This is a genomic window from Sphingomonas sp. TF3, from assembly GCF_003985085.1.
Classification (GTDB): domain Bacteria; phylum Pseudomonadota; class Alphaproteobacteria; order Sphingomonadales; family Sphingomonadaceae; genus Sphingomonas.
In genome coordinates this window covers 60,162-84,432 of sequence record NZ_RWKS01000018.1, presented here as the reverse complement: position 1 = coordinate 84,432, position 24,271 = coordinate 60,162, and the positions used below count along the sequence as shown (strand labels likewise).

The following is a 24,271-nucleotide window of genomic DNA, read 5'->3' as shown; positions in this document are numbered from 1 at the left end:
GTTCAATGCTCTGACATTTCGGCGGGACCTATCCTAACAATCCTGCCTAACAATACTGTCATGCGGCACAATACCTACTTGCGCGAAGCGTGATCAGGCGCGATAGGCGTCTCCCTGACGATGCGTAACAATCGTCCAGTTCGGTTGAAAGGATTATTAATGGACACCATGAACGAGCTTCAGGAGACTTTGATCACGCTGACCGCAGATATTGTTGCGGCCCATGTCAGCAACAATAGCGTTGCAGTTTCGGATCTTCCGGTGCTGATCGCTCACGTTCACGGTGCATTAAGCAACCTCGGCGGTCCGGCACCGGTTGAAATCGTGAAGCAGGAGCCGGCTGTCTCGGTCCGCTCCTCGATCAAGCCCGACTTCATCGTGTGCCTGGAAGACGGCAAGAAGTTGAAGATGCTCAAGCGTCACCTGATGACGCACTATCAGATGACCCCCGAGCAATATCGCGCGAAGTGGAATCTTCCTGCGGATTATCCGATGGTTGCACCGAATTACGCAGAACAGCGGCGCACGCTGGCCAAGAAGATTGGCCTCGGCACCAAGCGTCGCAAAGTCGTTCGCTAAGCCGTTTAGCCCCTCCCCAGCGTGGGAGGGGCTGACCCTTTGCCTATTGCGAATCACTATCCCCTTTCGCAACAATCGCGAAACGCCTAAACGCCTCTCATGGCGCGTCACATCGATCTCGAAGCTCTCTGTGCAGAAAAAGGCCTGCGCATTACCGATCAGCGGCGCGTGATCGCGCGCGTGCTGTCCGATGCCGACGATCATCCCGACGTCGAGAAGGTGTATGAGCGCGCTTCGGCCATCGACCCCGGCATTTCGATCGCAACGGTGTACCGCACCGTCCGCCTGTTCGAAGAAGCGGGTATTCTCGACCGGCACGATTTCGGCGATGGCCGCTCGCGCTACGAGCCTGCGCCCGAGGCGCATCACGACCATTTGATCGACGTCGAGACCGGCAAGGTTATCGAATTCGTCGATCCCGAGCTCGAACAGCTCCAAAAAGCCATTGCGGAACGATTGGGCTTCCGCCTTGTCGACCACCGCATGGAACTCTACGGCGTAGCGCTCGACCGCAAGGCCTGAGGCGATGCCGATTAGCCCCGAGGCCCGCGCCGCGGCGGCAGCAGGCAATCCGCCCCCGCTTGGCTGGCTCGGCTGGTGGCGTTTGTGCGTCCGCTCCGCGCTGTTGGCGCTCGCCCTGCTGATTGCGATTCCCCCGCATTATCTCTGGCGAATCCTGCATATTTCCTCGCCCTGGCCGCGCTTCTTCCTCGCGGCGGCCGCGAGGATTTGCGGTGCACGCGTGAAGGTGAAGGGCGCGGCGCTGAAACGCGATGTCTTCTACATCTCCAACCATGTCAGCTGGATCGACATCCTCGCGATCGCCGGGGCGAGCGGCACTGCCTTCGTCGCCAAGGCCGAAATTCGCGATGCACCGGTGGTCGGCTGGCTGGCCACGCTGAACCGCACCGTGTTCGTCGAGCGCGAGGATCGCCTGGGCGTTGCCGAACAGATCAACCGCCTGCGCGATGCGCTGGCGGAGACCTGGTCGGTCACCGTCTTCCCCGAAGGCACGACTACTGACGGTCGCTCGCTCTTCCCGTTCAAGACGCCGATGTTGAAGGTGCTGGAACCGCCCCCGCCCGGCATTCTCGTCCAGCCAGTGTTGCTCGATTATGGCGCTGCGAGCGAGGAAATCTCCTGGATCGGCGTTGAATCGGGCAAGGACAATGCCGTGCGCCTGCTCGCCCGGGCTGGCACGTTTCGCATGACCGTCACGTTTCTGGAGCCGTTTCACCCGCGCGACTTTCCGGGGCGCAAGGCGATTGCCGCCGAAAGCCGCCGTCGCATCGAGGAAGCGCTGGTGCGCACGATCGGCCACCCGCTGCGGCCCTTTACCGGACACGCGCAACCGTAATTTGTCACGCTCGCGCGGCGCGCCTATAGCGCGCTCATCATGAAGCCCGCGCCCAAAACCTATGCCGTAAAGTCCTTCGGCTGCCAGATGAACGTCTACGACGGCGACCGGATGGCCGAACTGATGGCCGCGCAGGGCCTGACTCAGGTCGACCCGACCGAAGCCGATCTGGTCGTGCTCAACACCTGCCACATTCGCGAACGCGCGACCGAGAAGGTCTATTCGGACATCGGACGGCTGCGCAAGGAAGCGCTGCGGGACATCGGCCGCGCGCCGATGATCGCCATCGCCGGGTGTGTCGCCCAGGCCGAAGGCGCGGAGATCGTGCGCCGCGCCAAGGTGGATGTGGTGGTGGGGCCGCAAGCCTATCACAATCTGCCCGAACTGGTGGCGCGGGCGGCGCGGGGCGAATCCGCGCTCGATACCGATATGCCAGTCGACATGAAGTTCGGCCATCTGCCCGCGCGCCGCCGCGTGCCGCCGAGCGCGTTCCTGACGGTGCAGGAAGGCTGCGACAAATTCTGCACCTATTGCGTGGTGCCCTATACGCGCGGTGCCGAAGTCTCGCGCGGCTGGGACCAGATCGTCGACGAGGCCAAGGCGCTGGTCGATGCGGGCGCGCGCGAACTGACGCTGCTGGGGCAGAACGTCAACGCCTGGAGCGACGATGAGCGCGGTCTGCATGACCTGATCGCGGCGCTGGCCGAAATCCCGGCGCTGGCGCGGATCCGCTATACCACCAGCCACCCCAATGACATGACGCAAGGGCTGATCGACGCGCATGGCGACATCGAGAAACTGATGCCGTTCCTGCATTTGCCCGTGCAATCGGGCAGCGACCGCGTGCTCCAGGCGATGAACCGCAGCCACAGCCGCGATTCCTATCTGCGCATTCTTGAGCGCGTCCGCGCGCGGCGCCCCGACATTGCGCTGTCGGGCGATTTCATCGTCGGCTTTCCCGGCGAGACCGATGCCGATTTCGAGGATACGCTGAGCCTGGTCGGCGCGGTCGGCTATGCCCAGGCCTACAGCTTCAAATACAGCCCCCGCCCCGGCACCCCCGCCGCGACGATGGCGGAGCAGGTCCCCGAAGCGGTGATGGACGAGCGACTGCAACGGCTTCAGGCCGCGCTCAACCGCGATCAGGCGGCGTTCAATGCCGCCACCGTCGGCCGCACTTGCCAGGTGTTGCTGGAGCGGCCCGGCAAGCTGCCGGGGCAATTGATCGGCAAGAGTCCGTGGCTGCAATCGGTCCATTTGGTCAGCGATGCCGCGATCGGCGATCTGGTCGAGGTCACGCTGGCAGAAGCTGGGGCCAATTCCATGCTGGGGACGCGCACCGCCTAAATTCTCCCCTCCCTGAAAGGGAGGGGTCGGGGGTGGGTCGGCGCGTTATCGCACCCGGACGCCCGCCTCAAACCAACCCATCCCCAGCCCCTCCCTTTCAGGGAGGGGAGCCGCACACACCCCTCGACACCGCCTAACAAAAAGCCCAAATAGGGGCCATGTCGAAGCCCGCGCCAACCGATCTCGTTCCGCCGCAATGGAAGCGCAATCCGGTGGCCTTGTGGGTTTATATCGCGGCGGGTGTCGGCATGATCCTGCTGTCGGGCGGACGCATCGTGCTCGAGCGTATCGGGCTGCGACGCTGATATCTGCCCGCCCCCGATCAAGCACGCGATCCGCGGCCTCGCATTGTCTTCCTAAAGTGTTGCCCACCCAACAGAGCAAAGGAAACGCATGAGCCGCAAGCCTGTCCCCGCGCAATCCGGTGATCGTAGCCGCGCTGAACTGGTGTTCGACCGGCCGCAATTGATGGCGCAACTGTTCGGCGAGTTCGACCAGAATCTGCTCGCGCTAGAGAACAAGCTCGGCGTCTATATCACCGCGCGCGGCAATAAGGTGGGGCTGGAGGGCAGCGCGGAAGCCGTCGCGCAGGCACGCGATGTGCTGCACGGGCTCTACAACCGCATCGTGCGCGGCGAAGTGGTCGATCCCGGCCTGATCGACGCGGTCATCGCCATGTCGAGCGAGCCGACGCTCGCCGGGATCATCCAGGCCGATGCCGGTGGCGGCGCGGTGCCGCAGATCATGATCCGCACGCGCAAGAAGACGATCGTGCCGCGCACCATCGCCCAAGCGCATTACATGCGGCAATTGCTGAACAACGACATCATCTTCGCGCTTGGGCCAGCGGGCACCGGCAAGACCTACATCGCGGTCGCGCAAGCCGTCGCGCAGCTCATCACCGGCAGCGTGCAGCGGCTGATCCTGTCGCGTCCGGCGGTGGAAGCAGGCGAAAAGCTCGGCTTCCTGCCCGGCGACATGAAGGAGAAGGTCGATCCCTATCTGCGCCCGCTTTACGACGCGCTCAACGACTGCCTGCCCGCCGAGCAAGTCGAACGGCGCATCGCCAGCGGTGAAATCGAGATCGCGCCGATCGCCTTCATGCGCGGGCGCACGCTGGCCGATGCCTTCATCATCCTCGACGAAGCGCAGAACACCACGCCTGCGCAAATGAAGATGTTCCTCACCCGCTTTGGCGAAAACAGCCGCATGGTGGTGTGCGGCGATCCCAAGCAGACCGATCTTCCCGGCGGGATGAACGCGTCGGGGCTGAACGACGCGGTCGGTCGGCTGGAGGGGGTCGAAGGCCTGTCGATCTGCCGCTTCGGCAGCGGCGACGTGGTGCGCCACCCGATCGTCGGGCGCATCGTCGAGGCGTATGAGGGCGTCGATGCTTGAGGTTGCCCTGTCGCGCGAAGACGTCTGGCCGGAACAGGACTGGGAGGCGCTGGCCGCCCGTGCCGCGACGGCGGCGATCGAGCGCACACCGCATGGGCCGTTGCTCTCCGTCACCGCCACGGTCGAAATCTCGATCCGGCTGACCGACGATGCCGAGGTGCAGACGCTCAACGCCCAATATCGCCAGAAGGACAAGCCGACCAACGTGCTGTCCTTCCCGATGGTGCAGGCCGATCTGCTCGACACGATCGACCAGAATAGCGACGATGGCGAGGTGCTGCTCGGCGACATCGTGCTCGCTTATGAGACGTGCGTGCGCGAGGCCGCCGAAAAAGGCGTGAGCGTCGATGATCATGCGTCGCATTTGATCGTGCATGGCACGCTGCATTTGCTAGGGTACGATCATCTCGACGATCGGGAGGGCGATGCGATGGAGGCGATCGAAATCGACGCGCTCACCGCCCTTGGGATCGCCAACCCTTATTGTCTCGAAGAGGACTAAACGACCGCCATGCCCGACGGCCAAAGTACGACCGGCACCGCCAGCCATCTCGGCGGTGCCCCGCATAACGAAACCAGCATCTGGCGGAGTTTCCGCAGCTGGATTTCGGGTCATTCGGGCGACGAGTCGCTCCGCGCCACGCTCGAAGAAGCGATCGACGCGCATGAGGACGACCCGGCACCCGACGCCAAGGGCGACCTCTCCCCGCTCGAACGCACGATGGTGCGCAACCTGCTCCATTTCGGCGAGCGCGATGCCGGCGATGTCGGCGTGCCGCGCGCCGATATCGTCGCGGTCGAGGAGCAGACCAGCTTCGCCGACCTAGTGCGGCTGTTCGCCGAGGCCGGGCATAGCCGCCTGCCCGTCTATCGCGAGAAGCTCGATACGATCATCGGCATGGTGCATATCAAGGACGTATTCGCGATCCTCGCCACCGGGGCCGAGCATCCGGCGAGCATCGCCGCGCTGATCCGCGAGCCGCTCTATGTGCCGATGTCGCGCGGTGCGCTCGATCTGCTGGCGGACATGCGGCAGAAGCGCGTGCATCTTGCGATCGTGCTCGACGAATATTTCGGGACCGAGGGCCTCGTCACGATCGAGGATCTGATCGAGGAGATCGTCGGCGACATTGAGGACGAGCATGACGATGCGCCGCATTCGCTGCTCGTGCCGCTGGATGGGGGCGCCTGGGAGGCCGATGCGCGCGCCGAGCTGGAGGATGTCGGCGAGACGATCGACCCGCGCCTGGCCGAGGTGGATGGCGACATCGACACGATCGGCGGCCTCGCTGCGGTGCTTGCCGGGCACATGCCGCATGTGGGGGAATGCCTGGTGCACGACAGCGGCTGGACGCTGGAAATCACCGCCGCCGACACGCGCCGCGTGCTGGGCGTGCGGCTGCACCCGCCCAAGGCCGAGCCGGAGCACGCCTAACCAAGCCCCCCTGCCCCGCGCCGGGCCCCAAGTCCGAAAGTTAGGGGAAAGTTAGGCGAACGCACGCGCGTTTCCACTTCGCGCGATGACCGTGCGGCCAACCGCTTGTTGCAGCGACGCGCCGCACGTCCGGCGAAAGGAGCGGGTATTTGCCATCCCGGCGAAGATACCATGGCGGGCGCGATGTAGGACAGCCGCGCTTCCCGGCAGACAGCCGTGATGCGCTATGCGCTGCCTGCCCAGGACAGGATCGATTTGGTCAGTGCCTCCGCCACGGGCTCGCCACGCCCCGGACCGACGATCACGAATTCCATCTCGGGCAAGATGGGCAGCGCGGCATCGGCGGTAATCCTGGCCAAGCCCGCTGGCAGCAAGCGCAGCGAATGCGGCATCATGCCGAGGCCGGCGCGCGCGGCGGCGGTCAAGCCGCTGAGGCTGGCGCTGGTGAAGGCGACGCGCCACGGTCGCCGCGCCTGATCGAGCGTCGCGATCGCCATGGCGCGGGTGACGCTGGGGGGCGGATAGAGCAAGAGTGCTAGCGCACCCTCCGCATCCGGCTGATAGCCGGGGCGCGATACCCATTCCACCGCTTCGCGCCACGCCGTCACGCCGCGCGGATCGCCCGAGCGACGTTTGACGAAGATGATATCGAGCGTGCCGGCGTCGAACGCATCGTAGAGATTCTGGCTGAGCCCTGCGGTCACCACCAAATCCACCTCCGGGTGGCGCCGCGCGAAACTGGCGAGCACATCAGGCAGCGCCGACAGCACGAAATCCTCGGACGCGCCAAAGCGCAGGCGCCCGCGCAACGGGGTGCCGGATACCTGCCGCTCCAGCGCGCCATAGGCATCGAGAATGCGTCGGGCAGGATCGATCAAGGTCTCGCCATCGACCGTCAGCGCCACCCTGTGGGTATCCCGCGCGAACAGGCTGCGCCCCAGGGTCGCCTCCAACCGTTTGATTTGCTGGCTGACGGTCGACTGTCGCGTGCCGAGCACGCGCGCCGCCGCAGTGAAGCTGCCCGTCTCGGTGACGGTCACGAAGGCGACCAGCAAATCGGGATGCACCGGCTCCATGGTCATCATGATAGATGATAACTGTTATTGCTGCCATCACAATTGTGCGTAAGCAGTTAGCCGCCTAAGTCGGCGGGGCCTCCTTCAGGATGTTTCTGCCATGCCGACTGTCCGCTCGCTGATCGCGCGTTCCCCGATCGACCCGTATTTGCTGCTGTTGATCGGCACGGTCGGGCTCGCCATCCTTCTGCCCGCGCGCGGCTCCGCCCAGCCGCTGGCCGAAAGCGCGGTGACGATCGCGGTCGGACTGCTGTTCTTCCTCTATGGCGCACGCCTGTCGCCCGCAGCGGTGTGGGCGGGGATTTCGCATTGGCGCCTGCAATCGCTGGTGTTCGCCAGCACCTTCCTGATCTTTCCGATCATCGGGTTGGGTGCGTCCTGGGCGGTGCGGGGCTTGCTGCCGCCCGACATTGGCGTGGGCCTGCTCTATCTGTGCCTGCTGCCCTCGACCGTGCAATCCTCGATCGCCTTTACCGCGATCGCGCGCGGCAATGTGCCTGCTGCTTTGTGCAGTGCCTCGCTCTCCAATCTGCTTGGCGTGGTGCTGACCCCGGTGCTGGTGGCGGTACTCCTGTCCACGGCCGGGGGCGGCTTTTCGATCACGGCGATCGAGGGCATCGCCGTGCAGATCCTGCTGCCGTTCGTCGCCGGGCAAGCGGTGCGGCCGTGGATCGGGGCGTGGCTGTTGCGCCACCGCACACTGACCGCAGTGGTCGATCGCGGATCGATCCTGCTGGTGGTCTATGCCGCGTTCAGCGCGGGCGTGGTCGCGGGCGTGTGGACGAGCCTGTCCGTGTCCGACCTGGTGATCGTGCTGGCGATCGACCTGGTGATTCTGGCGATCATCATCGGCGTGACGACCCTGCTCAGCCGCCGCATGGGATTTTCGACCGAGGACGAGATCGCGATCGTGTTTTGCGGATCGAAGAAGAGCATGGCGGGCGGCATTCCGATGGCGACGATCCTGTTCGCCGGGCATGCGGTCAGCTTGATCGTGTTGCCGCTGATGCTGTTCCACCAGGCGCAATTGTTCGTCTGCGCGACGCTGGCGCGTCGTTATGCCAAGCGGCCGATCGAAGACGCGCCGCCGGTCGCCGCGCAGCCGAGCCCGGTTCGCATCTTGACCAGTGCATCATGCCACCGCGCCCGCGTTTATATTAGCCGCCCGATCACTCTACGCGGATTAATCCATTTCTCCGATCAAGCGCGCCATGCCATCCTCTGCGAAAGCCAACCAGAAGCCGCATTGGAGACTGCCATGAATGCCGAAACGAAATGCCCGATGGGTGGGGGCAAGGTGGATGGCAATGCCGTCCTGTTCGAAATGACCAACCGCCTGTGGTGGCCGAACCAGCTTGACCTGACCGTGCTCCACCAGAACCCGCCAGCCGGCGACCCGATGGACCCCGATTTCGATTATGCCGAGGCGTTCAAGGCCCTCGATCTGGCGGCGGTGAAGGCCGACATCTTCGCACTGATGACCGAATCGCAGGACTGGTGGCCGGCCGATTTCGGCCATTATGGACCGCTGTTCATCCGCATGGCGTGGCACAGCGCGGGCACGTACCGCATTGGCGACGGGCGCGGTGGCGCGGGCAGCGGGCAGCAGCGCTTCGCCCCGCTCAACAGCTGGCCCGACAATGCCAATCTCGACAAGGCGCGCATCCTGTTGTGGCCGATCAAGCAGAAATACGGGCGGGCTTTGTCCTGGGCCGATCTGCTGATCCTGACCGGCAATTGCGCGCTTGAATCCATGGGTTTCAAGACCGCCGGTTTCGCCGGTGGCCGCGTCGATGTGTGGGAACCCGCCACCGACGTGAACTGGGGGGCCGAGCGCGAATGGCTGCAGACCAGCGACAAGCCCGGCGGCCGCTATTCGGGCGAACGCGAACTCGCCGATCCGCTGGCGGCGGTGCAGATGGGGCTGATCTACGTCAATCCCGAAGGCCCCGACGGCAACCCCGACCCCGTGCTCGCGGCGCACGACATTCGCGAGACGTTCGCGCGGATGGCGATGAATGACGAGGAAACCGTCGCGTTGATCGCGGGCGGCCACACCTTCGGCAAGACGCACGGTGCCGCCGTGCCCGACCAATATGTCGGCCCCGAGCCCGAAGGTGCCGGGATCGAGCAGCAGGGCCTGGGCTGGGCCAACAGCTATGGCACCGGCAATGGCGCGGACACCATCACCAGCGGCCTGGAAGTGACCTGGACGCAGCAGCCGACCAAATGGACCAACCTGTTTTTCGACAACCTGTTCGGCCATGAGTGGGAACTGACCAAAAGCCCGGCGGGCGCGCATCAGTGGGTCGCCAAGGATGCAGCCGAGGACGTACCCGATGCCCACATACCGGGCAAAAAGCATCGTCCGACGATGCTGACGACCGACCTCTCACTGCGTTTCGACCCAATTTACGGGCCAATTTCGAAGCGCTTCCACGAAAACCCCGACCAGTTCGCGACCGCTTTTGCCGAGGCGTGGTACAAGCTGACCCACCGCGACATGGGGCCGCACGTGCGCATGCTGGGGGCGGAAGTCCCCGCCGAACCGCGTATCTGGCAGGACCCGGTGCCCGCGCCCACGCATCCGCTGATCGACGAAGCCGATGCGGCGGCGTTGAAGGCGCAGATCCTGGACTCGGGCCTGTCGATCTCGCGGCTGGTGAAGACGGCGTGGGCCTCGGCCTCGACCTTCCGCGGCACCGACAAGCGCGGCGGGGCGAATGGCGCACGTATCCGGCTCGCTCCGCAAAAGGATTGGGCGGTCAACGAGCCGGTCGAGCTGGCCGAGACGCTGGCCAGGCTGGAGGCGATCCAGGCGGGGTTCAATGCGGGCGGCAAGACCGTCTCGCTGGCCGATTTGATCGTGCTGGGCGGCAATGCTGCGGTGGAGGCGGCGGCGAAAAAGGCCGGGCATGACGTGTCCGTACCCTTCACGCCGGGGCGCACCGATGCGTCGCAGGAACAGACCGACGCGCATTCCTTCGCGCCGCTGGAGCCCAAGGTCGACGGCTTCCGCAACTATGTCGGCGGGCCTTCGCAATATTCGGCGGAGGAATTGCTGGTCAACCGCGCGCAATTGCTGACGCTGTCCGCGCCGGAAATGACGGTGCTGGTCGGTGGCCTGCGCGTGCTGGGAGCGAACTTCGGTGGATCCAGCCACGGCGTGTTCACCGATCGACCGGAGACGCTGACCAACGACTTCTTCGTCAATTTGCTCAAGACCAGCACGGCGATGAAGTGGACCGCAAGCGAGGACGGTGTGTTCGTCGCGCGCGACCGCAAAACCGGAGCCGAGCAATGGGCGGGCACGCGGGTGGACCTGATCTTCGGCTCCAACTCGCAACTGCGCGCGCTGGCCGAGGCCTATGCCACCGACGATGCTGGGGCGGCGTTCGTCCGCGCCTTCGTGGCGGCGTGGACCAAGGTGATGAACCTCGACCGGTTCGACGTGGCGTGATCCGGTCGATCCGCTGAACCGAGAAAGGCCGTCGACCACACGTCGGCGGCCCTTTCCCGTTCAAGCGGGCAGAATCGCCTTCCCCTCCCCCGCTCCACCCCCTAGTTTGGGGCCATGCGCAAACACATCCTCATCATCCTCGCGATCGTCATCGTCCTCGCGGGAGCCGTCATCTGGTGGGCGGTGCAGCCCGACGTGGCGACGCTGCCGATCGCCAAGGTCGAGGGCGAACGCCCGACCATCTCCGCCCCGCGCGACCAGACCATCCCGACCGTTGCCGTTGCCGATGCGGTCGGGTGGAAGGACGGTGCCACGCCGGTGGCAGCGCCGGGGCTTAAGGTGGTGCCCTTCGCCAATGGGCTCGACCATCCGCGCTGGCTTTATCGGCTGCCCAATGGCGACATTCTGGTTGCGGAAACCAACTCGCCGCCGCGCAAGGTCGCTGGCATCGCCGACGTAGTGATGGGGTATTTGTTGAAAAAGGGCGGTGCCGGTGTCGCCTCACCCAACCGCATCCGCTTGCTGCGCGATACCGATGGCGATGGCGTGGCCGAGCTGCAGACGGTGCTGATCGGCGGGCTCAACTCCCCCACCGGCATGGCGCTGATGGACGGCTATCTCTACATTGCCGATACCGATGCGCTGCTGCGCGTGCCGTTCACGCCGGGCGAGACCAAGATCACCGCCAAGCCCGAACAGGTCATTCCGCTGAGCGGCGGCGGCAACCATTGGGCGCGCACCTTGCTGGCCGATCCGGCGGGCAAATATCTCTATGTCGGGGTCGGTTCCTCGACCAACATCGCCGAAAATGGGCTCGACGCCGAAAAATACCGCGCCAACATCCTGCAGGTCGATCCGGTCGCCAAGAGCTTCCGCGTGTTCGGGGCTGGCTTGCGCAACCCGCAGGGGATGGCGTTCGAGCCCAAATCGGGGGCACTGTGGGTCGCGGTCAACGAACGCGACATGCTGGGCTCGGACATCGTGCCCGATTACATCACCCGCGTTGGCCTGGGCGACAATTTCGGCTGGCCCTGGTATTATTGGGGCGGCTATCCCGATGCGCGGGTGAAGCCCGAAAACCCGGCGCTGCAGGAATATTCCAAACGCCCCGATTTCGCGATGGGCCCGCACGTAGCGGCGCTGGGCCTGACCTTCGCGAATGACGCGAAGCTGGGCCCGAACTTCGCCAATGGCGCGTTCGTCGGCGAGCATGGATCGTGGAACCGCGTGCCGGTGTCGGGGTATAAGGTCGCCTATGTGCCGTTCGGCGATCTCGGCTTCCCCAAAAAGGGTGCCAAGCCGGTCGACGTGCTGACGGGCTTCCTCAACGCCAAGGGCCAGGCGCAGGGGCGTCCGGTTGGGGTTATCACCGATGCGACGGGCGCACTGTTGGTGGCGGATGATGTGGGCAACACGATCTGGCGGGTCAGCGCGAAGTAACCCCTCACCCCGGTCACCCCGGCCTCGTGCCGGGGCCCACCGAGCGCCAAGACGATCCCCCGCAGGAGATGCGTCGCGGTGGATGCCGGGACGAGCCCGAAGTGACGGATCATTCCAACAGCTTGGGCGCTTCCTTGGCGAGTTTCGCGCGGATCTTGTCGGCGAAGAGCGCGAGGAAGGGCGGCAAGTCGATTTCGGCGCGGACCTTGTCCGCGGCCACGGTCAGGCGGCTGGCGACGCGCTGCCCGAGCGCCGCGACGGTGAAGTGGAGCGTGTCGCCCTCCCAGCGGTGATCGACCGCCGCGCCGCCGGGAAACATCGCGGCCAATTTGCCGATGCCGCCATCCACGCGCGCGCGCGCCGCCTCCAGCCCGAGGTGGTGGGGAAATTCGACGATGATCGGTTCGCTCATGTCCGGTCCTTTACGTCGCGAACAGCATCGCGTCATCGACAAACGCCTTGAACTCGAGCGCGTTGCCGCTGGGATCATAAAAGAACATCGTCGCTTGCTCGCCCGGCTGCCCGACGAAGCGGATATGCGGGGCGATGCCGAAACGCGTCCCCGCCGCCGTCAGCCGATCGGCGAGCGTCTGCCACTCGGCCATGGTCAGCACCACGCCGAAATGCGGAACGGGCACCTCATGACCATCGACCGGGTTGGAGACGATGACGGGCTTCGCAGCGGGATCGAGATGCGCGACGATCTGATGGCCGTAGAGATCGAAATCGATCCACGCGTCGGAGCTGCGGCCCTCGGTGCAGCCGAGCGTGCCGCCGTAAAAGGCCCGCGCGGCGGCGAGATCGTGGACCGGGAAAGCGAGGTGGAAGGGGCGTGGCATGGGCCGACCGTATCAAATCCTCCCCGGTACGGGGAGGGCCTTCCTGTGATCCTCCCCGGTACGGGGAGGGGGACCGCCAGCCTTCTTCAGGCTGGGGGTGGAGGGGGCTCTCAATAGGCGCTGCGCTCGTGGCACGCCCCCTCCACCCTTCGCTCAATGCTCAGGGTCCCCCTCCCCGTGCCGGGGAGGATTGCGCGGCGCTCGCTATGCCGCAATAGCGCAGGCATGACCGAACGCCCCGCGCTCTTCTCCTTCCTGCTTGGCGGTATCGCTGCGGTCGGCTTTGCGCCGCTGGAGCTATGGCCAGTGACGCTTGGCTGCGTGGCGGCATGGATGTGGATCGTGCACGAAGCACCCGGCATCCGCGCGGCGCTGTGGCGCGGATGGCTGTTCGGTTTTGCGCATTTCCTGATCGGCAATAACTGGATCGCCAAGGCCTTCACCTATCAGGATGCGATGCCGCACGCGCTCGGCTGGATCGCGCCGGGCGTTATGGCGCTGTATCTCGGGATCTTCCCGATGGCCGCCGCCGGGGTGGCGTGGCGTTTTCGCGGGGCTCGCCCGGATGCCGCCTACGTATTCAGTTTTGCTGCCGCTTGGATCGCCACCGAATATCTGCGGGGAACTGCGTTCACCGGCTATCCGTGGAACCCGCTGTCGGAGATTTGGTTGCCAACCCCAATCGCGGCGAGCGCGCGTTATCTCGGCACCTACGCCCTGTCGGGGGTCGCTGTCCTCGCGGCGGGTGCCGTTTTGCTCGCCGTCACGCGGCAGTGGCGGACGAGCACGGCCATGCTCGCGCTGCCGATACTCCTCGGCATGGCCGCGCTGGAGCAACCCGCCCCCACCCGCATGACCGCCACCGCCCCGCGCGTGCGCGTCGTCCAGCCCGATCTCGACCAGGAACAGCGACCGCGCGACGATTATGCCGAGGCCAATTTGCGCCAGCTCGCGCGGCTGAGCGGTAAGCCCGGCCCCGCCCCGCGCTTGATCGTGTGGCCCGAGGGCGCGCTGCGCTTCCTGCCCGAGGATGGCTATCCCCGCCAATATTATTGGGAAGCGACGCCGTATGAGACGCGCCACCGTATCGCGGCGCTGCTCGGCCCGAAGGACGTGGTGCTGACGGGTGGCAACGCGCTGATGTTCGATTCGGCGGGGACGCTGTCCAGCGCGACCAACGCGATCTTCGCGCTCGATTCGCACGCGCGCATCCTCGGGCGGTACGACAAGGGCCATCTGGTGCCGTTCGGCGAATATTTGCCCGCGCGCCCGCTGCTCTCGGCGATCGGCCTCGCGCGCCTCGTGCCGGGCGATTTCGATTTTTCGGCAGGCAGGGGCGTTGGCGGGCTTGATCTGCCCGCCTTCGGGCGGGTGGGGTTCCAGATTTGCTACGAGATCATCTTTTCGGGCGCGGTGGTCGAGCCCGGCCACCGCCCGGCCTTTTTGTTCCAGCCATCCAATGACAGTTGGTTCGGCTATTGGGGCCAGGCCGAGCATCTGGCGCAAGCGCGGATGCGCGCAATCGAGGAGGGGCTGCCCGTCATTCGCGCCACGCCGACCGGCATTTCGGCGATCATCGATGCGCAGGGCCGCGTGCTCGCGTCGATCCCGGCGGACAGGCCGGGCGCGATCGAACGGCCGATCCCGCCTGCGGCTCCCCCCACCCTGTTCGCGCGGTTGGGCAACCTGATAGCACTAATTGTTGGTGCCGCATTCCTCCTGTCGGCAATTGCATTGCGACGTTTCGCACGATAGGGCGTCATATAAGGAAAGCTTTATATCAGGCATGGCAACGGCCAAAGCTCTCCTCAACCATTGAGGATCTCAACACATGCGTTCCAGTTTTCTCTTCACCTCCGAGTCGGTCTCGGAAGGCCATCCTGACAAGGTCGCCGACCAGATCAGCGACACCGTCGTCGATCTGTTCCTGAGCAAGGACCCCTATGCGCGCATCGCGTGCGAGACGCTGACCACCACCAATCTCGTCGTGCTGGCCGGCGAAATCCGCTGCAAGGGCGTGTACGAGAATGGCGAATGGGCCGAGGGCGCGCTCGCCGAGATCGAAGCTGCCGTGCGGAACACGGTCAAGGAAATCGGCTACGAACAGTCGGGCTTCCATTGGGAAACCTTCGCCTTCCACAACAATCTGCACGGCCAGTCGGCGGAAATCGCGATGGGCGTGGACGAAGGTGCCAACAAGGACGAAGGCGCTGGCGACCAGGGCATCATGTTCGGCTACGCCACCGACGAGACGCCGGGCCTGATGCCCGCGACGCTCTATTACAGCCACAAGATCCTCGAGCGCATGGCGGCTGACCGCCATTCGGGCGCGGCCCCGTTCCTGGAGCCCGACGCCAAGAGCCAGGTCACGCTGGAATATGAGAATGAAGTGCCGGTGCGCGCGACCGCGCTGGTCGTCTCAACCCAGCATAAGGCGGGCTATTGCCTGCAGGGCGACAATGCCAACCCGGCGCTGTACGATGAACTGCATGCGTACGTTTCGCGCGTGCTGACCGAGACGCTGCCCGAGGGCTTCGTCACCGACGCGACCAAGATCTACATCAACCCGACCGGCGCGTTTGAAATCGGCGGTCCGGATGGCGATGCGGGCGTCACCGGCCGCAAGATCATCGTCGACACCTACGGCGGCGCAGCGCCGCATGGCGGCGGCGCATTCTCGGGCAAGGATCCGACCAAGGTCGATCGCTCGGCAGCATACGTCTCGCGCTACATGGCGAAGAACGTCGTGGCCGCTGGCCTTGCGCGCCGCTGCACGATCCAGTTGAGCTATGCGATCGGCATTGCCGAGCCGCTGTCGCTCTATGTTGACCTGCATGGCACCGGTGCCGAGGGCATTACCGAAGCCAAGATCGAGGAAGTGCTGCCGCAGCTCGTCCGCCTGACACCGAAGGGCATTCGCGAGCATCTGAAGCTCAACGCCCCGATCTACAAGCGCACCGCGGCGTACGGCCATTTCGGTCGCGAGCCCGACGCCGATGGCTTCACCTGGGAAAAGACCGATCTGGTCGACGCCCTGAAGGCCGCTGTCGCGTAACAGCTTGCGGTAAATCGCTGAGACTTTAGGCTCCCCCGGTATCGCTTGGCGATTCCGGGGGAGTTTTTCATGCGCCTTTTACTGGCTGCAATCGCGCTGTGCGTCGCTTCGCCCGCAATCGCCCAACAGCCCCCGCAATTGAAGCTCGATGCGACCGAGCCCTATCGTCACAAACCCTCCGGCCTGTCGGTTCCAACCGCGCTCGATGGCTTGCAGCGCACGTCTGCGGTCGCTTACGTTCCCGATCTCGACGAGGCGCTGAGCTTCGACAATCCCAGCAATAGCGAAACGCTGACGGTCTATGTGTTCCGCAATGTCAGCGGATCGGTGCCCCTGTGGTTCGACCGGATCGACTGGGTCGCCAGCCACCGCGACATCTATGGCGGGCTGGTGCCGCTGCACATGCCGACCGCGTTCGCGCCACCCGGCCAGGGCACAGCAAGCGGCTTGATCGACAGCTACAGCGTCAGCAAGGGCCCGTTTCGCAGCACGGCAATCGCCTTCATGCCACTGGGGGCCGACTGGTACGTGTCGGTGCGCTATTCGTCGAAGACCTTGGATGGCGCGACGCTGGAAACGCATGTGCGCGCGGTCGTCGCGGCGCTCGGCTGGCCGCAGAAGATCGCGCAACAGCCCGCCGCCGTGCCGGTCGCAGATTGCACATCCCCGCTCGCGCTGTCGGGCGACGCGAAACCGATCAACCGTAGCAAGGCGATGGGCAGCGCGCTGCTGTTCGGTGCCTTGCTGTCGAGCGCATCGACCGATCAAAAGGAGAAGATGGCGAAGGATGAACCTCCGCCACCGCCCGTGACTTGGTGCCGCGACCTCGCCGCCTCGATCGGCATGGGCAGCAGCGGGGTGTATCGCCCGGTTGGCACCACCGATCGCTATCTCATCGCCTATCAGGATGCCGGTCGCGGCCTGATGGTCGAGCCCGACATGCTCTCGGCGCTGCTCGACACCAAAGCGAAGGCGTCCTGGTCGGTGACCGAATATGAAGTTGCCGCAGCGGGCAGCTACGTCCCGCGCGATCGCTTGCCGCCCCCCGACCAAGCCCTCAAAATCGTCAACAAGGAACATTTCGCAAGCAGGGCCACGACTTGGGGCGAAAAGCGCGACATTCAGATCGATAGCGGGGTGATAAAATAGCCCCCAAGTTAAGCCCCTACGGTCGGTTTGACGAAAAAACCGACGGATCAAACCGCGCGGGCGGCGCTCGGCGCGCCTGTTGCTCGCTATCCGGCATGGCCGCCACCGCTTGCGCGGAGGCTGCCTGCACGTTGAAACGCAGATCGTCCGCGAGGTAGGCTGTCACCACCGTATCGGCGGGCATCCTGCCGCTGGTGCCGTGAATGAACAGCATCGGCCAGGAAATGAACAGCGCGCCGCCAATTGCCAGCGCGCCCTGCCCGTTGCCCTGCCGCGCGGTGCGGCCCGACAAGCGGATTGGTCCGTTCGGCGTCTGCACATAATCGAGCCGGATATCGAGCTGACCACGCTTGCCGAAATGGCCGTTGCGTTCGGCGCGCATCACCTCGCCCACCGCGATCGACCCGACCGGTACCACTACCTGACCACGATAGACAAGCGGTTCGGCCACTTCGAGATAGAAGCGATCGCCCGCATGATTGTCCTTGGTGTTAAGCTCGGTGCGCGTGGTCAATTGCAGCGGCGTTCCCATCGGGAAATAGGCGGTGGCGGACGTTACCGCAGCCGGAGCCGCCCACTGTACCGTATATTGCGCCTCGGCAACCGCGGGTGCGCATGACGCGAACACGATTCCCGCCCAATGGGAAAATTTCATCGATAAGCCCCCGTTGCCAATACCGACGGGCTTATACTTGCTTATTCTACCAATACTTAGCGTTCACGATGAAGATTATCTTAATATCGTCGGCCTGTGCTCGGCCGACGTCTTTGGGCACCGCGATCGCCGAAAATATCCGCCGATCGTCGCCTACGGCAAATTTACCCCGAAAATAACCACCGCACGAGCCGACCGTTACGGCGTCGTAGCGTCTATCAATAGACAAGGGTCACCAGAGGAAACGTCTCTTGTCCGGTCAACACGCACGTCCAAATGCAGAGCAGGAGCATGACTTTCACCTCGTCATGGCGTTCCAGCCGATCATGGATGTCGTGGCGAACCGTACCTGTGCCTATGAGGCGCTGGTGCGCGGTCCCAACGGCGAAGGCGCCCCGGAAATGCTGGCGCGGGTGACGCCCGAGACCCGCTATGCCTTCGACCAGCAATGCCGCGTGGCTGCGATCCGCCAGGCCGTGGCAGCCGGGATCATGTCCACCGGCGCATTGTTATCGATCAACTTCCTGCCCGAGGCGATCGAGGATCCGGTCGCCGACAGCGAGCGCACATTGCGGACAGCGCGCGAGACGGGATTCCCGCCGGAACGGCTGACCTTCGAATTCAGCGAGTGCAAGCGGCTCGACGACGCGCATCTGGAGCGTGTCGCGCGCGCCTATCGCAAGATGGGAATGACCACCATCATCGACGATTTTGGATCGGGCGATTGGGGGCTGACGCTGATGAGCCGCTTCCTGCCCGATGCCGTCAAGCTCCAGCCCGATCTGATCCGCGGTTTGTGCGGCAGTTGGGCGCGGCGGCTGGTGGTGGAGGAAACCTTCCATCTGGTTTCGCGACTGGGCGTGAAGGTGATTGCCGAGGGGGTCGAGACGCGCGCCGAATATGACAAATTGCGCGGCATCGGTGTGCGCTACATGCAGGGTTATTATTTCGCGCGACCGCAGATCGGACGCCTCGTTCGCCCCGAACTCGCGCACGCCGCCTGACCGCGACCGCGCCCGCGAAGGAAACGGCGCTTTCCAGCCGCCTGCGCGCTCGCTAGAGCCTGCGCCGATGACCGATCCGATGACGACCCGCCGCCTCTATGGCCGCCGCCAGGGCCATAAACTGCGCCTGGGCCAGGCCGACCTGGTGGAAACCCTGCTCCCGCAAATCAGCGTGCCGACCGACGGGCCGCTCGACGCGACACGGCTGTTCGGCAGCGATCGCCCGCTCGAAGTCGAAATCGGCTTTGGCGCGGGCGAACATCTCGCCGGGCAAGCGACCGCGCGGCGCGACACGGGCTTTATCGGTTGCGAACCCTTCCTCAACGGCGTGGTCGGCGCGCTGGGGCACGTCCGCGACGCGGATCTCGACAATGTCCGCCTGCACATGGGCGACGCGCTCGACGTGCTCGAGCGCCTGCCCGATGCCTCGCTGTCGCGCGTGTACCTGTTGCACCCCGACCCGTGGCGCAAAGCCCGCCACGCCAAGCGACGCATGGTCAATCACGGCCCGCTCGATCTGATCGCGGCCAAGCTGAAGCCGGGCATGGAGTTCCGCCTCGGCACCGACGACCCGACCTATTGCCGCTGGGCGATGATGGTGATGGGGCAACGCCGCGATTTCGTGTGGACCGCGCGGGAGCCCGCCGACTTCCTCAACCGCCCCGAGGACTGGCCCGAGACCCGCTATGAACGCAAGGCGCGCCGCCAGGGGCGCGAGGTCTGGTATTTCACCTTTCGACGTAAATAAGGCTGCAATATCGCAGGATTTTGGTAATTATATCATAGCCATACGACAAGTTCCCGCCTTGCTGACGCGCCACCACCGCGAAATCGCCGGATGTAAGGTTGCCAAGATCCGCCAAGCTTGCCGGAACCCGCAGGTCGAGGTCGGGAATGCGGCGACCACCGCGCGAGCCGCAGTCGGCCCGGCAGTGGCACCGGCAACACCGGCGCGGCGACTCCCCAAAGCGGCGGGAACGGGACCGCCCATCCCGGTGACGGTGCCGACGGCGGGGCAAATCGTCCCGAGGGCCGCTTGCTCGCGCTAAGCCACGCTGCGCAACCGCCCCGGTGCCACTCCGTGCGCGGCCCGAACCTGACGCGCGAAATGCGAGCGTGACGCATAGCCCGCAGCCTGGGCGGCCTGGGTCACCGAATAGCCCGGCGCGCTGAGGAGCGATCCCGCCGTCGCCATGCGCGCGGACAGGCAGACCTGGCGAAACGACGTGCCTGCCTGTTTCAGGTGACGGCGCAACGTAGAGGCCCCCATGCCAAGCATACCGGCGACCTCTTCGACCCGCCAGGCATAGGAAGGGTCCGCATATACGATGGCTTCGAGCTGTTCGGCGCGATCGACAGCGACGAGCATCCGCCCGACATGCGTGCCGCTGAGCAACAACAGAATTTCCACGATACGATGCCGCGCCACGGCTTCGGCCGTGGCCGCCTCTGGGGCCGCCAGCGCGCTCGCAGCATGTCCATAGGCCTCCACCAGATCGGCGGACAGCGCAATGCCAAAGCTGCCCGGGATGCTCGGGCCATCGGGCAAGCCGTTCAGACTGGCGCGCAGCGACTGGCGCAGCGGCGCATCGACCGTGATGCAAATCGATTCGTACCGCCCGCTCTGCGGATCGGGAATGTTGACCAGATCGATTTCCAGACCTGCGGGGATCGCGAAGGGCACACCGCGCGGAAAACGCTGTGCGACATCGCCGCGCTGTGCCTCCTGGGTGGGGTCGTAATTCGTCATGGGCTGACCATCGGCGTCCGCCGCGACACGAACAAGGGCCGACAGAGCGTTTCGGGCGCATCACCGAGCGGTTCGGGTCCACGCCCCTGAGCACGCGCCGTCATTCCGGACATCTATCAATCGAGGATCACGTCATGAAATTCACGTTGTGGCATGTGCTGGCCAGTTGCGTCTCGCTCCTGCCGAGCGCCCCCGTTCAAGCCGCTCCGACCGCTCCCGAGGTCGAGCTGTGGCGACTGGATTGCGGCGAGATCGAAATGAACGACGCTTCGCCGTTATCCGATGCCGGCAGCTATGCCGGGAAATCACGCCGACTGACCGACGGTTGCTACCTGATCCGCCACGGCAAAGAGCTGTTGTTGTGGGACGCAGGGTTGCCCGTCACCGTACGCGGCGCGCCGATTGACGCGCAACCGATCAGCCCGACGCTCGCGGTCGATTTGCCGACCCAGCTTGCGCGGATCGGCATTCGCCCGGACGATATTGGACGGCTGGCGATCAGCCACTATCATTTCGACCATGTCGGACAGGCAGCGAGCTTTCCAAAAGCAACGCTGCTGATCGGCGCGCGGGATTGGGCGGCGCTGCATAGGGGCACGATCCCGTTCGCCGACCCGCACCTGCTCGCTCCCTGGTTTACCGGTGGGGGCAAGGTCGACCTGATCGAAGGCGATCGGGATATTTTTGGGGACGGCTCGGTCGTGATGCTTGCCACGCCGGGGCACACCCCCGGCGAATCCTCGCTGCTGGTGCGTCTCCCCAGGACCGGTGCCGTGATCCTCACCGGCGATGTCGTGCACCTGGAAGCCCAATGGCCGCTTTCGGCAGTGCCGATCTGGAACACCGAGCGCGCCGATAGCCTGGCGTCGATGGATCGCTTGCAAAGGCTCGCAGCAAACACCGGCGCGACCATCATTGTGCAGCACGACCCGGCAGACGTTGGGAAGCTTGCGCGCTTTCCGGAGCCGACACGCTGATGTGAGGGACTGTTGAAGCAGGCGGTTGCCATGATGTTGGTTCCGATGACAACCGCCGAACGCCGCGCACCTGCTGACGGAAAAGCAAGGGATGCCGTCCTCTGGTCCCCTGCCTCACCATGCCATGCTGGAACGTCTATAGCGGCGGCTGGCGCGCCCGACTCGATGCGATCCGGTTCAGCGCGGGATCAGGATTGGAAAGCAGGATGAGCAGTTCGACAAAGGCATGGGATAGCGAACTCGTTCGCAAGTGGTTGGAAAGCCGCCTCAAGGCTGCGACGCTCGAGCAAGCGGCTGCGGATAAGCGAGGATATGAGGCCCAAGACGACTATGACAAAGCCGCCGCCGAGGAATGGGTCTGCCGCCGCCTGAATGCCCCTGGGGGCACCGATGACCAGGCGGCATTCGCTGCGCGCATCAAGACACTGCTCGCCCAGGACGAGTATCCGATCACGGGCATCTATGACGACCGCCGCTTTGATCGCAACATCCGAGCCAACCTTCGAAAAATCGCGAAGATGACAAAGGCGAATGATGGGTTTTCGAACACGTTGCGCTATCAAGCCTGACGCACTGCTGCTTGGGGCAGCGCGATTTCAGACAGACACGATAGACGCATGGCACGTAAACATTCCAAGCATGATCCATATCTGGATTCGGATCGAGACGATGACGCCCCACCGGCCATAGTGCCCTGCTGGCTCTGCGGTCGGCCCACCGGCAAGACCATAGTCTGGCACCATCCCGTACCCAAGAGCCGGGGCGGGCGCGATGTTGTCCCCATGCACCCCATCTGCCAGCAAACGCTGATCGCCAACTTCAGCAACTCCGAGCTCCAGCGCCATGGAGCCGATGTGGAGGCCTTGCTGGCCAACCCCAATGTGCGCAAGTTCGTCGATTGGGTAGCAAACAAGGCTCCCGATTTCACGGCGACTACGGCCAAGAAGCAACGCTGATCGGGCTGCGCGCCCGACGCGGCTGGAACCTGCCGTTCGTTCGGCTCCCGCTTATGGCTGGTTTGGGAGTCCCAATGGCGCGCCGCGAACAGCGCCAAGCGGTGGAGAGCGGAGAACAGGCCTTGCCGGTTCGTAGCTTGCCCCATTGCGGGGAACTCTTGGGCTAAGCTGGTGAGCGAACGCTGGCGGATCGGCCGTACTGGTCACGCCGCGCCACCTGTCAGATCCAACCCACTGAAATGCGCCCGCGCTGCATCGATGAAGGCGCGTACGTTGACCGAAGCGCGTCGGTTGGCCTGATAGACCAGGTGAACCGGTGCGGGCGGCGGCGCGGCCCCGTCGAGCACCGTGACCAACCGCCCCGACGCGATGGCCGCAAGCGCCTGATAGGACAGAACGCGCGCGATCCCCACGCCATCGGTCGCCGCCGCAATGGCCGCATCGGCGGTGTTGACCGTCAACCTTGGCTCGATCCGGATGGCGGTCTTGCCGGTCGTTCCGAAGCGCCACTCGTGCGCGCGGTCGATCTCGGTAAAAGAGATCAAGGCGTGTCCATGTAGCGCCGGCACGTTCCCGGGCGCTCCATGCGCCGCCAGATAGCCAGGACTGGCGACAAGAACCCGCCGTACCTCCGCCACCTTGAGGGCATGGAGCGAACTGTCCGACAAATCGCCGATCCGCACGGCGACATCGATCCCTTCATCGACCAGGCGCACGACGCGATCGATCAAGGTGAGTTCCACATCCAGACGCGGATGATCGCGCAGCAGGCCGGTGGCGATCGGCAGGATATGGAGACGCCCAAAGGTAACCGGCGCGGTGACGACAAGACTGCCCCCCGGCAGTGCGCCCGCACCTTGCAAAGCCAGCGCTGCATCGTCGAGTTCGATCAGCGCGGCACGGCAGCGCTCGAGATAGGCGGCACCCTCGTCTGTCAGCCGCACCGATCGCGTCGTCCGCCGCAACAAGGGGGTTCCGAGCGACAGTTCCAGCGCCGCCACCGCTCGACTGGCCGCCGTGGGCGAGACGCGCAGTAGGCGCGCGGCCTCGGCAAAACTCGCATGATCGGCCACCGCAACGAAGGTGCGCAACATTTCCAGCCGATCCATGATTATCCCGATCTTCGCATGAGTGAAGTGTCGATTGAACCGATTATCACAGACGGCTCGAAAGGGCATTTTAATTGGGCAGGCCGCACCCAGCCGCCTACCCAGGAGAAAAGACGTGTCCCGCATCGCTATCCCCACGCGCGAAGATTCCCCCGCAAAGTCGCAGCCGCTGCTCGATGCCGTCCAGAAACAGCTCGGCACGATCCCCAACCTCTTCCGTCTCGTCGGCACCAGCCCCGCAGCGCTCGAGGGTTATCTCGGCCTCAACGGCGCATTGGGCCGCACGCTCGACGCCAAGACCCGCGAACGCATCGCGCTCGCAATCGCGCAGGCAAATGGCTGCGATTACTGCCTGTCGGCGCACACCTATCTCGGCCTCAACCTCGCCAAGATCGACAACGCCGAGGTCGCGCTGAACCGTACCGGTCATTCGGGCGACGCCAAGGCCGACGCCGCCCTTGTCTTCGCGCGAAAGGTGCTCGACGCGCGCGGCCGCGTCAGCGACGCCGACCTCGCCGCAGTGCGTCTGGCCGGCTTTAGCGACGCCCAGGTGATCGAGATCGTGGCGTCGGTCGCGCTCAACGTGCTGACCAACTACATCAACAATGTCGCCGAAACCGACATTGACTTCCCGGTCGTCCTGGCTGCCCAGGCCGCGTGACGCCCCCGTTGGCGGGCCGCGCAC

At 64.9% G+C, this 24,271-nt stretch carries 25 protein-coding genes and 1 pseudogene; 20 read left to right on the top strand and 6 right to left on the bottom strand.

The genetic code is table 11. The features are described from left to right. The first annotated feature begins 168 nt into the window (after positions 1 to 168). From EJC47_RS15700 to EJC47_RS15670, 8 genes are all read left to right on the top strand, one after another. The gene (locus EJC47_RS15700; RefSeq protein ID WP_405131486.1) at positions 169 to 579 is read left to right on the top strand and encodes a MucR family transcriptional regulator; all 411 of its coding nucleotides are present in this window, start codon (positions 169 to 171) and stop codon (positions 577 to 579) included. A 99-nt stretch (positions 580 to 678) separates the two neighbouring features. Beyond that, positions 679 to 1,101, top strand: coding sequence for a Fur family transcriptional regulator (locus tag EJC47_RS15695; RefSeq protein ID WP_010407487.1), 423 nt, complete (start codon positions 679 to 681; stop codon positions 1,099 to 1,101). Between the two features lie 4 nt (positions 1,102 to 1,105). Then, positions 1,106 to 1,936 (top strand): lysophospholipid acyltransferase family protein, encoded by an 831-nt coding sequence (locus EJC47_RS15690; protein ID WP_126848844.1) that lies wholly within the window; start codon positions 1,106 to 1,108, stop codon positions 1,934 to 1,936. 39 nt (positions 1,937 to 1,975) lie between these two features. After that, positions 1,976 to 3,283 (top strand): tRNA (N6-isopentenyl adenosine(37)-C2)-methylthiotransferase MiaB, encoded by a 1,308-nt coding sequence (miaB, locus tag EJC47_RS15685; RefSeq protein WP_126848843.1) that lies wholly within the window; start codon positions 1,976 to 1,978, stop codon positions 3,281 to 3,283. Between the two features lie 158 nt (positions 3,284 to 3,441). Beyond that, positions 3,442 to 3,588: a hypothetical protein gene (locus tag EJC47_RS21060; protein WP_156143031.1), complete on the top strand. Its 147-nt coding sequence runs from the start codon at positions 3,442 to 3,444 to the stop codon at positions 3,586 to 3,588. An 88-nt stretch (positions 3,589 to 3,676) separates the two neighbouring features. Beyond that, positions 3,677 to 4,681, top strand: a complete 1,005-nt coding sequence (locus EJC47_RS15680; RefSeq protein ID WP_126848842.1) for a PhoH family protein — start codon at positions 3,677 to 3,679, stop codon at positions 4,679 to 4,681. Beyond that, entirely contained in the window at positions 4,674 to 5,183 is a 510-nt protein-coding gene (gene ybeY / locus EJC47_RS15675; RefSeq protein ID WP_126848841.1) for an rRNA maturation RNase YbeY, read from the top strand. The genes EJC47_RS15680 and ybeY overlap by 8 nt, the downstream gene beginning before the upstream one ends. A gap of 9 nt (positions 5,184 to 5,192) precedes the next feature. Then, a complete protein-coding gene (locus tag EJC47_RS15670; protein WP_033965516.1) occupies positions 5,193 to 6,116 on the top strand; it encodes a hemolysin family protein in 924 nt (307 codons plus the stop codon). Between the two features lie 224 nt (positions 6,117 to 6,340). On the opposite strand, the gene EJC47_RS15665 is transcribed toward EJC47_RS15670, so the two are convergent. Next, positions 6,341 to 7,201 (bottom strand): LysR substrate-binding domain-containing protein, encoded by an 861-nt coding sequence (locus EJC47_RS15665; protein ID WP_185867693.1) that lies wholly within the window; start codon positions 7,199 to 7,201, stop codon positions 6,341 to 6,343. Between the two features lie 91 nt (positions 7,202 to 7,292). On the opposite strand from EJC47_RS15665, the pseudogene EJC47_RS21215 reads away from it, so the two are divergent. The 3 genes and pseudogenes from EJC47_RS21215 to EJC47_RS15655 all read left to right on the top strand — a co-directional run. Further along, positions 7,293 to 8,288: pseudogene (locus EJC47_RS21215) on the top strand (bile acid:sodium symporter family protein); the annotation flags it as partial. Positions 8,289 to 8,450: 162 nt separating this feature from the next. Continuing rightward, positions 8,451 to 10,652, top strand: a complete 2,202-nt coding sequence (katG, locus tag EJC47_RS15660; RefSeq protein ID WP_221885179.1) for a catalase/peroxidase HPI — start codon at positions 8,451 to 8,453, stop codon at positions 10,650 to 10,652. Positions 10,653 to 10,766: 114 nt separating this feature from the next. After that, positions 10,767 to 12,092: a PQQ-dependent sugar dehydrogenase gene (locus EJC47_RS15655; RefSeq protein ID WP_126848839.1), complete on the top strand. Its 1,326-nt coding sequence runs from the start codon at positions 10,767 to 10,769 to the stop codon at positions 12,090 to 12,092. Between the two features lie 109 nt (positions 12,093 to 12,201). Here the strand turns inward: EJC47_RS15655 and EJC47_RS15650 are convergent, their stop codons facing one another. Next, on the bottom strand, positions 12,202 to 12,504 hold the full coding sequence (locus tag EJC47_RS15650) for a polyhydroxyalkanoic acid system family protein (RefSeq protein WP_033965510.1): 303 nt from the start codon (positions 12,502 to 12,504) through the stop codon (positions 12,202 to 12,204). Positions 12,505 to 12,514: 10 nt separating this feature from the next. Next, complete coding sequence (locus EJC47_RS15645; protein ID WP_126848838.1) at positions 12,515 to 12,931, bottom strand: VOC family protein; 417 nt, start codon at positions 12,929 to 12,931, stop codon at positions 12,515 to 12,517. A gap of 225 nt (positions 12,932 to 13,156) precedes the next feature. Here EJC47_RS15645 and lnt point away from each other — a divergent pair, with 225 nt between their 5' ends. The 3 genes from lnt (at position 13,157) to EJC47_RS15630 (ending at position 17,135) form a co-directional block, all read left to right on the top strand. Continuing rightward, entirely contained in the window at positions 13,157 to 14,686 is a 1,530-nt protein-coding gene (gene lnt, locus EJC47_RS15640) for an apolipoprotein N-acyltransferase (RefSeq protein ID WP_126848837.1), read from the top strand. 76 nt (positions 14,687 to 14,762) lie between these two features. Continuing rightward, positions 14,763 to 15,986 carry a methionine adenosyltransferase gene (gene metK, locus EJC47_RS15635; RefSeq protein WP_033965508.1) on the top strand — a complete coding sequence of 408 codons (1,224 nt, stop codon included), beginning with the start codon at positions 14,763 to 14,765 and terminating at the stop codon, positions 15,984 to 15,986. Between the two features lie 69 nt (positions 15,987 to 16,055). Next, positions 16,056 to 17,135, top strand: coding sequence for a hypothetical protein (locus EJC47_RS15630; protein ID WP_126848836.1), 1,080 nt, complete (start codon positions 16,056 to 16,058; stop codon positions 17,133 to 17,135). A 16-nt stretch (positions 17,136 to 17,151) separates the two neighbouring features. Here EJC47_RS15630 and EJC47_RS15625 read toward each other — a convergent pair whose 3' ends face one another. Beyond that, a complete protein-coding gene (locus EJC47_RS15625) occupies positions 17,152 to 17,790 on the bottom strand; it encodes a hypothetical protein (RefSeq protein WP_126848835.1) in 639 nt (212 codons plus the stop codon). 251 nt (positions 17,791 to 18,041) lie between these two features. Here EJC47_RS15625 and EJC47_RS15620 point away from each other — a divergent pair, with 251 nt between their 5' ends. Beyond that, positions 18,042 to 18,794 (top strand): EAL domain-containing protein, encoded by a 753-nt coding sequence (locus EJC47_RS15620; RefSeq protein WP_231565175.1) that lies wholly within the window; start codon positions 18,042 to 18,044, stop codon positions 18,792 to 18,794. A 67-nt stretch (positions 18,795 to 18,861) separates the two neighbouring features. Next, positions 18,862 to 19,542: a tRNA (guanine(46)-N(7))-methyltransferase TrmB gene (gene trmB / locus EJC47_RS15615; RefSeq protein WP_033965504.1), complete on the top strand. Its 681-nt coding sequence runs from the start codon at positions 18,862 to 18,864 to the stop codon at positions 19,540 to 19,542. A gap of 297 nt (positions 19,543 to 19,839) precedes the next feature. Here the strand turns inward: trmB and EJC47_RS15610 are convergent, their stop codons facing one another. Beyond that, positions 19,840 to 20,544, bottom strand: coding sequence for a helix-turn-helix transcriptional regulator (locus EJC47_RS15610; RefSeq protein WP_126848834.1), 705 nt, complete (start codon positions 20,542 to 20,544; stop codon positions 19,840 to 19,842). 134 nt (positions 20,545 to 20,678) lie between these two features. Here EJC47_RS15610 and EJC47_RS15605 point away from each other — a divergent pair, with 134 nt between their 5' ends. The 3 genes from EJC47_RS15605 to EJC47_RS15595 all read left to right on the top strand — a co-directional run bounded on the left by EJC47_RS15605 (position 20,679) and on the right by EJC47_RS15595 (position 22,477). Next, positions 20,679 to 21,521, top strand: coding sequence for an N-acyl homoserine lactonase family protein (locus EJC47_RS15605; protein ID WP_249340811.1), 843 nt, complete (start codon positions 20,679 to 20,681; stop codon positions 21,519 to 21,521). A gap of 206 nt (positions 21,522 to 21,727) precedes the next feature. After that, positions 21,728 to 22,090 (top strand): hypothetical protein, encoded by a 363-nt coding sequence (locus EJC47_RS15600; protein ID WP_033965503.1) that lies wholly within the window; start codon positions 21,728 to 21,730, stop codon positions 22,088 to 22,090. 48 nt (positions 22,091 to 22,138) lie between these two features. Continuing rightward, positions 22,139 to 22,477, top strand: coding sequence for a hypothetical protein (locus EJC47_RS15595; protein WP_033965502.1), 339 nt, complete (start codon positions 22,139 to 22,141; stop codon positions 22,475 to 22,477). A 203-nt stretch (positions 22,478 to 22,680) separates the two neighbouring features. On the opposite strand, the gene EJC47_RS15590 is transcribed toward EJC47_RS15595, so the two are convergent. Beyond that, positions 22,681 to 23,586, bottom strand: a complete 906-nt coding sequence (locus tag EJC47_RS15590; RefSeq protein ID WP_126848833.1) for a LysR family transcriptional regulator — start codon at positions 23,584 to 23,586, stop codon at positions 22,681 to 22,683. Positions 23,587 to 23,701: 115 nt separating this feature from the next. Here EJC47_RS15590 and EJC47_RS15585 point away from each other — a divergent pair, with 115 nt between their 5' ends. Beyond that, entirely contained in the window at positions 23,702 to 24,247 is a 546-nt protein-coding gene (locus EJC47_RS15585; RefSeq protein ID WP_033965498.1) for a carboxymuconolactone decarboxylase family protein, read from the top strand. Positions 24,248 to 24,271 lie beyond the last annotated feature (24 nt).